Origin of the sequence: Peribacillus sp. V2I11 (genome assembly GCF_030817135.1) — a bacterium.
In the GTDB taxonomy this organism is placed as follows: Bacteria; Bacillota; Bacilli; order Bacillales; family DSM-1321; genus Peribacillus; species Peribacillus simplex.
The window spans coordinates 305445-317783 of sequence record NZ_JAUSYW010000001.1; the positions used below are offsets into that span (position 1 = coordinate 305445).

Consider the following 12339-nt stretch of genomic DNA (forward strand, 5'->3'; position numbering starts at 1 on the left):
TAATGGAATTCATTGTATTCTGGTAAATTAGAGTCCCCACCCTTACAAAATCAGGCTTCGCGCTCAATTATCGTAGCAATTCCCTGTCCGCCTCCAATGCAAGCTGTAATAAGAGCAAGCCTTCCGGCAGAACGCTTCAATTCATAAACCGCTTTCGTCATGAGGATGGCACCCGTCGCACCTAGTGGGTGCCCATGTGCAATGGCTCCCCCGTTCACATTCACTCTTGCGGGATTCATATCAAGCTCCCTATTACAAGCAATGACTTGAGCGGCGAAGGCTTCATTAATTTCAATAATGTCCATTTCATTTAAGGAAAGCCCTGATTTCTCCATTACCTTTCTTATAGCGGGAACAGGCCCTATGCCCATATAATTTGGATCTACCCCTGCAACAGCCTGGGCCCTGATCGTCGCTAAAGGCTTAATCCCCAATTCCGCCGCTTTTTCCCTCGACATTATGACCAGGGCTGATGCGGCATCATTCAATCCTGAACTATTGCCTGCAGTCACGGATCCGCCTTCTAAAAACGCAGGTGATAATTTGGCTAGCCCTTCTTTCGTTATTTGCGGTCGTGGATGTTCATCCAATTTAAATTCGATATCGTCACCTTTTCTGACGGGAATGTAAATAGGCGCAATTTGCTCATTGAAACGGCCCTCTTCCACGGCACTGGCCATATTTTTTTGGCTTTGCAGAGCGAATGCATCTTGTTCTTCCCTGCTGACCTCATATTTTTCCGCTAAGTTTTCAGCCGTGATTCCCATCGGGGGATCGCCAATCTCTTTTGGGGACAACCGGGACTTTCTGAACTGCGGTGGCTTTGCACTGTATGCTTTTTCCGGACGATCCATCAAGTATGGCGCCCTGCTCATGCTCTCGACCCCACCGGCGATATAGACATCGCCTTCACCAGCCCGGATCGCTTGTGCAGCCAAGTTGACAGCATTTATTCCCGAGCCGCATTGACGGTCGACAGTCAGTCCCGGAAGATCAATCGAGAGACCAGTTTCCAGAGCAGTTAACCTGGCAATGTTTCCACCCCCGCTTAACACATTCCCCATGATCACATCATCTATCATTCGAGGTTCGACATTCGCTCGATTTATGGCTTCTTTCATCACTTCTGCCCCAAAAACGTGGGCAGGAACCGATGCAAGTGCACCTCCCTGTTTTCCTATTGCTGTTCGAACTGCAGAAACTATGACGGCATCTCTATTCATTTCCCCATCCGCTCCTTTTCCTTTTATTCACACCATTTTGTGCAGGCATTCCATCATTTCCCTAGTTTCATTGAATGAAAGCAGGTTCTCCCCTGCTTATGAGGACTTAAGATCAACGTTATCCGATCTTTTATTTTTATGATTCCCTTTTGGTTTGGCAGGTTTTACGAATATCGCAAACAGAATGCCAAAAGCCAGGACAAGGATGGCCATGAACAATATCGATAAGTTATAACCCAATAGTTGATTTCCTCCAGCTAAACTTATGATATAGCCAGTTAATAGAGGTGCAATAATGCCTGCTATATTCCCTGACGATGTTAAAATGCTTGTCATCAATCCCCCCCGCTCTTGCATTTCATTGATCATGATCGTTGGTCCGATCGGTAAAATGGCATATGTAAGGCCCTTCGCTAAACACATGGCGACTATCACCCAGATTGGATTTTGAAAAACCATTATCGAGGCAAAGAACAATGCACCAAGAATCATAGCGCCAGCGACGACAAATACCCTCGATGACCGCCAATTCTGATTCTTCTTGAATAGATGATCAGACGCCATTGAAACACCCATATAAATACATACAGAAACGACACCGATTATCGCAACGCTGGTTCCCATTTGACCTGGAGTCATTTTTACGGCTTCCACTAAATAAATCGGGAGCCAAACAGAAAACCAAACAACTAAAACATACGTTGAAAAATAAGCGAGTGTAGTAAACAAGGCAGTAGGAGAAGCAAGTAGCAATAAAAAGTCTTTCACTTTTATTTTTTCTAGTTTCAATTTCTTTTTCTTTTGTACGTTTTCATATACTTCAACTGGATTTTCCTTTGTTAAAAATTGAAAGAGGAAGAACAAAACAAGGCTTGCTGCACCAAGAGCGGCAAAGGCGGCCTTCCAGCCGAATATCGTAATTAAGGAAACGAGGATCGGTGCCACGATCATCGCACCAACGGTTCCTCCGCCAACCACTACCGAATTGGCAAAGCCTTTCAGTTTCGGCGGAAACCACTTATCGGCATGACTGTAAGCAATTGGGCTATACGGCCCTTCGAATGCGCCCAGTAAAATCCTGTATAGAATTAATAATGGAAGAGCGGTAATGGCTAAAACGCCGAATTGCAAAACAGTCCATGTCAGCATGATGAATCCCAGTACTTTTTTAGCCCCAAGCCGATCAGCCCATGCTGCCCCAAAAATCCCTGTTACCGGGTAGAGCCAATAATAACTGCTTCCAACAAGACCCCACTCCGCATAGGTAAGATCGAATTCCTTCATAATGGGAACAGCTGCGAGACCTACGATGGATTTGTCTGCAAAATTGATGACGGCCCCAAAGAATAATAGAATGAGAACAACCCAACGCATATGAATCCCTCCTCTTCTTTATTTTCATTCACAAACTCGTATGGTTGGAAGAGCAAACACATTCCCCCTCTATCAATCCTTTTCCAATTCTTCTTTAACTAACAATCTTTTTAATAGTTTACCCACTGTATTTCGCGGAAGTTCTTTTCTCAATTCAAATACTTTTGGTACCTTATAAGGCGTCAATTGGGAATAACAATATCCTTCTATTTCTTCAAGATCCACGGTAGCGCTTTCTTTGGGTACGATGAATGCTTTCACAATTTCGCCTTTTTCTTTATGGGGGATGCCCACCACAGCTGCCTCTTTAATTGCCGGATGTTCATACAGAACCCCTTCTACCTCCTGCGGGTAAATATTGAATCCGCCGACGATTATCATTTCTTTTTTTCTCCCGACAATATAGAAATATCCTTCGTCATCCATCACAGCAAGATCGCCAGTATATAGCCAGTCATTCTGTAAGGCCTTTTTGGTTTCAGCTTCGTTATTCCAATAACCCTTCATGATTTGCGGGCCTTTTATGAGCAACTCCCCGACGCATGAGTGAGGCACTTCATTATTTTCATCGTCAATGATCATACAGTCCGTGCCTGCAAAAGGGATGCCAATGCTTCCTATTTTCCTTTTTCCGAAAGGCGGATTACGATGTGTGGACGGCGAAGCCTCCGACAAACCGAAACCCTCTCCGATTTTGGCACCGGTCAGCTCCTCAAAACGCTTAATTACTTCAACCGGCAGGGGCGCCGATCCACAAGAACAACTTTTTAAACAATTCAGTCCATAGTTTTCAATTCCAGGATGATTGACGAATGCATTATACATCTTTGGAACTCCTGGAAAGAAAGTCGGACGATACTTTTTTATTTTTGCAAGTACATCTTGAAGTTCGAATTTAGGAAATAAGAGGATGGCAGCTCCAATATAGATACCTAGATTCATTGCACTTGTCATGGCATAAACATGGTAAAGAGGCGTAGCTGCCAAAACGATTTCTTCGCCAGGTTTCAGTGAATCCCCATACATTTCAAAGCTCTGCACGACATTAGAGGTTAAATTATGGTGAGTAAGCATGACACCCTTCATCTTCCCAGTGGTACCGCCAGTATATTGGATGACTGCAGTATCTTCATGCGGGCTTATCATTTCGGGCTTCCTAATGGCCTCCCCGGTTTCAATCATCGTTTGAAGGGAATAAGAACCATTTTGATCATTTTCCGTGTCAATGCAAACATCAAATTCATATATCGCTTTCGTTTCTTCGATTGTATTTGCGGCAGTTTGGTCAAATACAATATTCTTGGTCTCCGAGTCTATTAAAATTTGCAATAGTTCCCGTGGTTTATACATGGGATTAATTTGTACAACTAACAGACCTAGTGCCTGGGCAGCGTAATAACTGATTATGAAATAAGGGTGGTTGGCCATCATCAGACCAATCCGTTCACCTTTAACAAAGCCCATTTCTCTCCATTTACCTGCAAGTCTGTCTACCTGCATTTTTAGATTCTTATAATCCATTGACTGGTCTTCATAAATGATGGCTGTATGGTGTGGAAACTTACTTACTGTTATATCAAGCAGTGAATAGACGGATATTTCCGGTAGCTTCATAGAGTTCATTCTTTCAACATACCACTGCTCCCATGGTTTATTTATCGTTTTTCGCACCATTAATCCCTCCACACATAAACGAATTTCATATCGTGCATGTTTGATTTATACTTATTTATAATGCAACTTGCATGCCAAGTCCTATATTTGTGTAAAAATCGCTTAGTATTAAGATCAATCAATTCATTAATGAATTTTATTCACATATAATGCCTTTCTGTAGAGGATTCATCGAAATACCAATAATTCATTATTGAATTTTTATAGGCTCTGGTTGGTTTTCAATCGATAGTGAAAAGTAGGTTTTTGCCATATTATAGATTATACCTGCTCACAAATCGTGATTTTGAGATTTTATCCAAAATGTATTATAAAATTTGAAAAGCCCATCCAGCTAAGGATGGGCAATTGCAATGTTTATTGAAACTTGGCTTACGAGTCAATAAATAAAAATCTATTGCTCAACTTCCATTCCTAGATTTTTAGCTTTTGCGCATTCGTAGACTGATTCTTGCCACCGCTGAATTCAAGAATCATCCAAGCCACATAACCGGTTCAATGGATCGGACCATCCTGTAAAGATCTAGATATCTCGTTCTTTAAAACCATTATCCAACCTGGCTTGAAGTTGTCGTCCTTCATTTTGATCTTTGCTGCTTACTCGTATGTATCCAAATTTACGAACCATCCATTTTTACACCTCTCCATGTTAATTCTATCTCTTTTCTATCAAACCGTTCGTAAAAGTGTACTTATATGAACGATACTAATGCTTATATTCCGTGATAAAAGAGCTGCTGGCTATGCCTAACAGCCCTTACTTATCATTTTTTATTTTTGTGTCTCTAAAGAAAGATGATTAAAGACAGTAGTTGAATTCCATACATTTAACCCTACACGCCCATTGTTAAAAGTCGTATCAGACTTTTCTAGGATCAGATTATCATCCAAATAAGTTTGGATCAGACTGCCTTTTGCTGTAACATTTAATTTGTATGTTTGATTAGGATTAAGTACCATATGTTCTTCCTGTAGAACTTCAATCTTCCCATCTACAATTTTAAACAATTTCAATATATCATTACGTACATCCACTGTAGCTATATAACCATTTTCGGCCTTTTCATCTGCTCGGAATAAAAGAGCTCCAGCTCCCTCGTTTAATACCTTCACCTCGGTTTTGTAAGTGAAATCACTTGCGGTTTGAGAGGCAACTATAAAGCTGTCAGAATCGCCGCGGCCTTGTTTCCCTTCTCTAGTGTCTCCCCATTCACCATTGATTGTAGTCCATCCAGATAGATTGGAAACAATCGGACTGATTCCCCATATACTTTTTAATGTATACATTTCAAGAGAGTCTAAATGAGCAGTACCGCCAAGACTATAAAGTTCGACACCCTGATTCTCTGGTGATGAGAAAATTTGATCAGTTAACACTTGTTTTCCTTCATTAACAAACACTTCGATGGACGAACGATCTAGAAGAAATTTCAATTTCACTTTTCCATTTGTATTTTGTACGGGGGCTTCATGTATTTTTTTAACATTCGGACCAAAATCATATCCTGAATGGGTACGGTCAATAAACACTGTTTCATTGCTAGGGTTGTATCCAATGGTCGTATATTGTCCATTACCATTTCTTACTTTAAATCCAACTTCACTTGCTTTATTTGCTGAAAAGTCCGCTTCGATTTCTAACGTATCTCCCTTAACATTTTTCAAAAGATTTTTACCAGGGATAATAGGTTGGTTGCTTAACTTAAGACCTTTATCTCGTAAGGTTATTAATTGTTGTACAGGTGTTTGTTTCAATTGTAACCCCTTCTCTGTCTGCACTAACGATAATTCACGTGGTACAGTGGTTGAGCTTCTCCATGGGGAAGTTGGGGTGTCGTTCGCATATTGCCAGTTACTCATCCATCCCAACCATAACGGCTTGCCTTTATTCCCAGTATTATTCCATGTCACACCTGCATAAAAGTCTGCCCCATAATCCGTCCATAGAACCTTGTCTGACGAATTATTATTCGTGAATTTTTTTCCATCAAAGTCACCTACAAAGTATTGCATTCCTGAACCCCCGGCTGCTGCTCCATCATTTATACTTACAGACAACACCCACTTTTTCTTATTCGGTTTCCCTTCAACCGGCACCTGAATTAATTCTGGACATTCCCACACTCCGCTATAAGATCCTTGTGTCCCTTCTGTCCATTCACCATTTATAAAGTCCCATTCTTTAATCAAGCCCTTTTTCTTACTTACGAAAGGTGTATCAGCCTTAGTTGGATCATTGTCAACAACAATAGGCAGTGACCCTTGATTGTATACATGAAAATCGTCCACATTGATGTGTCCCCAACCTCCAGTTTTATTGTCCACCACTTTCATATAGACGGTCTCTCCAATATATTTTGAAGCATCCCATGTCATACGGCGATACTTTTCATCCTCCGCCCACTTGGTGTTTTCTGCACGAATTAATTCCTTATTATCAGAGGCACGGACGAGCGCTACATAAAGGTTTTTATCGTATCCCCCACCAATCAAGAAATTAATTTCGCCGCTTCCCCCCAGTGTAAAATAGGAAGATCGAATCGAACCGGTTGCATCATCCCCTTTTTCTGCTGTATATCCCCATAAATGATATTTATCCTGTTGTCCAAATGCACCACCCCAGTAAGAAGTAGCTTTTGTAACATTTGCTGCCCCAAAAGCATCACCGTCAAGAACGCTCCATCCCTCTAGACTTCCTGACTCGAAATCAGGATTAGCAATATTTTGTTCCTTTGCCACAATGTAATTTTCTTTATTCACGTCTTGAAAGGTTACATTTGAATTACTTACAGTTAAACCAAAATGCCCGCTCTCATACGCTGTATCAACCTGTTCTATGATTTCTTTATTATCTATCAATACCTTTATCTTGCTGCCATTAGTATAAACAGAAACATCATACACTTGATTTGAATCAATACTTATGGATTTTTCAGCCAAGGTAGTAGCTCTATCGTTTTCAATTTTTAAAAGACTAACCTTACCATTCCCAGCATCCAATTGGGCAATGTACCCATTTTTACCGTTTTTGTCAGCTCTGAAAAGAAGTCCACCTCTCGCACTTTTCCCATTTAGTTTAACGTTCGCTCTATAGCCAAATTGATCATCAACCTGTGAAGATACGTAATTACCGTTTGTTTTAGAATTCCCTACCTTCCCTTCCAACGTACTTTCCCATTTTCCATCTATAGCTTTCCAGCTAAGGATATTTGTTTTAAAGTTTGTCGCATTTTTAAAGAAAACATTCCTAAAAACAGAAACAGCATTTCTATTATATAAGCCAAAATTTCCACTTTCATACGAATTATCAGTCATTTTTATAACCGGTTTGTTTCCTATAGAAATTTTTATGAAATCCTTTTTAGTTTCCACTCTCAACTTAGTTGAATCTTCATCCATCACTTTAATTTTCTTTTCCTGAAGGACGATTTTCTTTCCATCAACCAATTTGCTTAAAGTCACTTTCCCGGATTTGGCATCCAATCCAGCAAGATAAGCATTTTTTAAGGTAGAATCCGAACGAAAGACCAGTTCCCCGGAACCCTTTCGACCATTTTTTTCTCTTACACTTATATCCGCTTCATAAACAAAGTCACTGCCTGTTTGTTTGGATAATACTGATCCATCCTTATCTAGGCTTGTGGCTTGCACCGATGTGGGATCAACACCAAATGAACTCCCGTAGCTCCATTCCTTTAAATTGGGTGAAGTGTAAATCATAACATCGTTTTTCGCTGCAAGCGTCATCACCCACTTTTTTGATTGATCATGCCAAAAAACCTTTGGATCCCGCCAATCTGAAATAGGAGGATTCGGCATAACCGGGTTCCCTTCATATTTTTTCCATGTTCTTCCTTTATCATTGCTATAAGCAAGACTTTGCACTTGCTTTGACCCATCAGCATGAGTAAAAATCGCCACCATTGCTTCTTTTCCAAATCCTGCAGTATTGTTATAATCAATCACTGCGCTTCCTGAGAATATCATTCCATTTTCATCTGGATACAGAGCAACAGGTAAATGCTCCCAGTGAACTAAGTCTTTACTGACCGCATGTCCCCAATGCATAGGACCCCATTTAGAACTATAAGGATCGTTTTGATAAAAAAGGTGGTATTCCCCATCATAATAGACCATCCCATTCGGGTCATTCATCCAACTTGCTTCAGGTGAAAAATGAAATTGATTTCGGTTACTTTCATTATAATAATTTGAATCGGCTGCAAATGTCGGAACAACTAGGATTAATGCTAAAGTACAAATTACACCACATGCTGAAAGTTTTTCTATTGCTTTTTTCAACGGCCTCACACCTTTGCAATTTTGTTTTACTTTATAATGATTGAGACTGGCTTCTTAATCGGTCAATAAGTACAGCGGCAATGATCACACCGCCTTTAACAACGAGTTGCCAATAATATCCAACATCCATTAACGTTAGTCCATTGCTAATTACACCCATAATTAAAACTCCTATAATAGTCCCTTGTATTCTCCCAACGCCACCCGTTAAACTCGTGCCGCCTAATATTACTGCGGCAATAGCATCAAGTTCATACCCTAAACCTGCTGTTGGCTGTCCAGAAAATAATCGACCTGCCAGAACAACACCCGCAAGACCCGCTAATAACCCGCTTAACGAATAAACTTTCATTAAAGTACGCTCTACTTTAATACCTGTAAGACGCGCCGCTTCCTCACTTCCACCAATTGCGTATACATGACGACCAAACATAGTATATTTCAAGACAAAGAACATACCAATATACACAATAACCATGATATAGATAGGAGTGGGGATTAAAAATAGCCGGCCAGCTCCCAAAAATTTAAACAAATCTGACTCCACAACAATAGGGTAGCCACCGCTAATCACGTACGCAAGCCCTCTTACATATGTGAAACTTCCAAGGGTGACAATAAAGGCCGGCAATTTAGTTTTTGCTGTAAAAAATCCATTTACAAGTCCAAAGAAAGCCCCCACTAATAGTCCAGCGGAGATTGACACCAACGGATGTACTCCCGCTTGGGAAATCATTACGGAAACAACACCCGATAAAGCAACAATGGCACCTACAGATAAATCAATTCCACCTGTTAAAATGACAAGCGTCATTCCAGCTGCCAGTACGCCATTAATGGACACTTGCTTAAGTACATTTAACAAGTTCGACATTTCCAAGAAATTTGGTGCAGTAAAAGCCAGCACAACACATAATAATACTAAAATAATGAGCATTCCTAAGCGATTCCAAATTTGTAGAGCTTCCTTTCCATATCGGGCTTTATCAGTGGTTACAACCGTTGTATTCGCTTTCATTTTCATTGCCCCCCTGTAGCAAAAAACATGATTTTTTCTTGAGTTGCTTCTTGCCTTGTTAAATGCCTTTGTAATTTACCTTCGTGCATTACTAGAATTCGATCGCTAATTCCCAAAATTTCAGGCAGCTCGGAGGAAACTACTAACACTGCCAATCCAGCTTCAGCTAACTTTGATACAATTTTATGAATCTCTGTTTTTGCCCCAATGTCCACACCTCTAGTTGGTTCATCGAGAAGTAGAACCTTTGGACCAATCGAGAGCCACCGTGCGATGACAACCTTTTGCTGGTTTCCACCGCTTAAATTGGCAACAAGCTGTTCAGACGAAGAAACCTTTACTCCTAATTCCTTTATAAGGGAATCTGCTTTTTGATCAATTTCTTTCCAGTTCAATTTACCAGCTTTGCGAAATTTTTTTAATTCATTCATAATAATATTTTCTTTGACACTCATGTTCAGAAACAATCCTTGCTCCTTTCGACTTTCCGGCACATGGGCAATACCATGTCGGATTGCATCATTCGGAGAGGTAATATTCACTTTTTCACCATTAACCAGAATTTCACCACCTGTTTTTTGAGAAGCTCCAAAGATGGTTCGAATTAATTCGGTTCTACCTGCCCCTACAAGACCAGCAAGTCCAACAATTTCTCCAGGATATATTTTAAACGAAACATTTTTCACAACCCTTTTATCAGATATTCCATTTATTTCGAGGGCGGGCTTCGTGTCATCGACACGAGATGTGGCTACTTTTGTTTGCCTCTTAAAAAGGGAGTTTAATTCCCTTCCGACCATTAACTTTACAAGATGCTCAGGATTTGTATCCTTGATTGGTCCACTATTTATCCACTCGCCATCTCTTAGAACGGTGTACCTGTTTGAAATTCGAAAAATTTCATCCATTCGATGAGAGATATAAACAATAGCAACACCTTTCTTTTTTAAATCCTCAATTATCTCAAATAACTTTTCAATTTCTTTATCAGTTAACGACGCGGTCGGCTCATCCATAATTAATACGTCTGCATTATATGAAAGAGCACGAGCAATTTCTACAACTTGTTGCTGTGCCACACTTAATGTGGATACTATCGTTTGGGGATTTAATTCAGATCCCATTGAATGTAAAATTTCTTTTGCTTTATGATAAACATCATCCCATTTAACCATGCCAAATTTATTTTCAGGAAATTTAGTACCCATTAAAATATTTTCACTTATTGTCAAATTTGGAGATAGCTTCAATTCTTGATGAATCACACTAATTCCTTGTTTCTTCGCTTCCACTGGACCACTCCAAGTGACAGAATTATTCTTATATATGATGCTGCCACCATTTGCATCAGGCTGATAGATACCTGATAATATTTTAATAAGTGTAGATTTCCCTGCTCCATTCTCCCCCATTAATGCATGAACTTCCCCCTTATAGAGTTCAAGATTAATATTTTTTAAAACAGTGACTCCTGAAAATGTCTTACTGGTCCCTTTCATTTTGAGAATGGGAGAGGGAGAGTCAGATACCGAAACAACATCATTCTCAATTAATTGTACACTGTTCACATTATTGTCCCCCTTAATGAATTAATTTCTTAAAAAAGATAAGACCTTCTAAGGAAGATCTTATTCATCCTCTCATTACCAACCTTTATAGTTGTTCACATTCTCTTGAGTAACTAATTCAACAGGAACTTTGACTAACTTGTCGACTTTCTTTCCATCCAACACATCTTTCCCAATTTCCAGTGCTTTTTTCATCATCTCATCTGGATGCTGTGCAGAAGTAGCTGTAAAACTTTTGTTCTCTTTTAAAGCTTCGACTGCTTCTGGAGCACCATCTACACCCACAATAAAAAATTCCTTCTCACGTTCTGCTTGTTCTTGAGCAATCTTTACTCCAAGTGCTTCAGGATCATTAATAGCAAAAATTGCATCAATAGAGCCATTCGAATGTGCTTGCAAGATATTTTCTGTTGCAGATAACGCTTTTTCTCTATTTCCTTCTCCATTTTGTTTAGCAATCACCTTAATCTCTGATTTCTTAATCGCTTCTTCAAAACCATTAATACGATCTGTAACTGCAGATACCGGTGGGCCTTCAATTATTGCTATATTTCCTTTCCCTTTTAATTGTTTGATCATATACTCACCTGCAATTTTACCTGCTTGGTAATTATCAGATGTAACGACACTGTCCACTCCGCCTTCTGCAGCTACATCAACTGCAATAACCGGGATACCCGCTGATTTGGCTTGTTGCACTGCCCCAGCAATGCCTTTTGAATCGACTGCATTTAAAAGAATTAAATCAACTTCTTTTGTAATGAAATCTTCAATTTGAGAAGTTTGCTTCGCCAAATCATAGTCTGCACTCACCGTAATTAACTCAGCCCCCATTTCTTTTGTCGCTTTCTTCGCTCCTTTTGACATAGAAACAAAGAAAGGATTAGAGAGCGTTCCTAGTGTTAACCCTATTTTTAATTTTTGGTCACTTTTATTTTTTTCAACACTTCCCGCACTGTTTGATTGTGAATTCGATCCTGTATCAATTACACTGCAGGCAGTCAAAACAACCAGAAACATCATGATAATCAAAATAAATGACGATTTTAGATAAGTTTTCATAAAATCCTCCCGTTTTTTGAATTTCGCCTGTTATTGAGTTAAATTCTTAGTTAAAAAATGTATCATCTCCCCACTATATATTTGGAATCGCTTTCATAATTGATCATTTATGATTTTT

At 39.7% G+C, this 12339-nt stretch carries 7 protein-coding genes and 2 pseudogenes; all 9 read right to left on the reverse strand.

The window, feature by feature from the left end; translation table 11 throughout:
* Positions 1–50: 50 nt before the first annotated feature.
* The gene (locus QFZ73_RS01400) at positions 51–1223 is read right to left on the reverse strand and encodes a thiolase family protein (protein WP_307262111.1); all 1173 of its coding nucleotides are present in this window, start codon (positions 1221–1223) and stop codon (positions 51–53) included.
* A 96-nt stretch (positions 1224–1319) separates the two neighbouring features.
* Complete coding sequence (locus QFZ73_RS01405; RefSeq protein ID WP_307262113.1) at positions 1320–2597, reverse strand: MFS transporter; 1278 nt, start codon at positions 2595–2597, stop codon at positions 1320–1322.
* 72 nt (positions 2598–2669) lie between these two features.
* Positions 2670–4268, reverse strand: coding sequence for a long-chain-fatty-acid--CoA ligase (locus QFZ73_RS01410; RefSeq protein ID WP_251436792.1), 1599 nt, complete (start codon positions 4266–4268; stop codon positions 2670–2672).
* Between the two features lie 529 nt (positions 4269–4797).
* A pseudogene (locus QFZ73_RS28830) lies at positions 4798–4899 on the reverse strand (recombinase family protein); the annotation flags it as partial.
* A gap of 143 nt (positions 4900–5042) precedes the next feature.
* A complete protein-coding gene (locus tag QFZ73_RS01415) occupies positions 5043–7670 on the reverse strand; it encodes a GH32 C-terminal domain-containing protein (RefSeq protein ID WP_307272519.1) in 2628 nt (875 codons plus the stop codon).
* 267 nt (positions 7671–7937) lie between these two features.
* Positions 7938–8561, reverse strand: a pseudogene (locus tag QFZ73_RS29120) (glycoside hydrolase family 32 protein); the annotation flags it as partial.
* Between the two features lie 43 nt (positions 8562–8604).
* Complete coding sequence (locus tag QFZ73_RS01425) at positions 8605–9591, reverse strand: ABC transporter permease (RefSeq protein WP_285847389.1); 987 nt, start codon at positions 9589–9591, stop codon at positions 8605–8607.
* 2 nt (positions 9592–9593) lie between these two features.
* Positions 9594–11090: a sugar ABC transporter ATP-binding protein gene (locus QFZ73_RS01430; protein WP_307272521.1), complete on the reverse strand. Its 1497-nt coding sequence runs from the start codon at positions 11088–11090 to the stop codon at positions 9594–9596.
* Positions 11091–11234: 144 nt separating this feature from the next.
* On the reverse strand, positions 11235–12221 hold the full coding sequence (locus tag QFZ73_RS01435; protein WP_251436794.1) for an ABC transporter substrate-binding protein: 987 nt from the start codon (positions 12219–12221) through the stop codon (positions 11235–11237).
* Positions 12222–12339: the final 118 nt, after the last annotated feature.

Excerpts from the sequence above, each read along its gene's own strand:
- QFZ73_RS01400 (WP_307262111.1), bottom strand. The coding sequence starts at position 1,223 with ATGAATAGAGATGCCGTCATAGTTTCTGCAGTTCGAACAGCAATAGGA.
- QFZ73_RS01405 (WP_307262113.1), bottom strand. The coding sequence starts at position 2,597 with ATGCGTTGGGTTGTTCTCATTCTATTATTCTTTGGGGCCGTCATCAAT.
- QFZ73_RS01415 (WP_307272519.1), bottom strand. The coding sequence starts at position 7,670 with ATGGATGAAGATTCAACTAAGTTGAGAGTGGAAACTAAAAAGGATTTC.
- QFZ73_RS01425 (WP_285847389.1), bottom strand. The coding sequence starts at position 9,591 with ATGAAAGCGAATACAACGGTTGTAACCACTGATAAAGCCCGATATGGA.
- QFZ73_RS01430 (WP_307272521.1), bottom strand. The coding sequence starts at position 11,090 with ATGAAAGGGACCAGTAAGACATTTTCAGGAGTCACTGTTTTAAAAAAT.
- QFZ73_RS01435 (WP_251436794.1), bottom strand. The coding sequence starts at position 12,221 with ATGAAAACTTATCTAAAATCGTCATTTATTTTGATTATCATGATGTTT.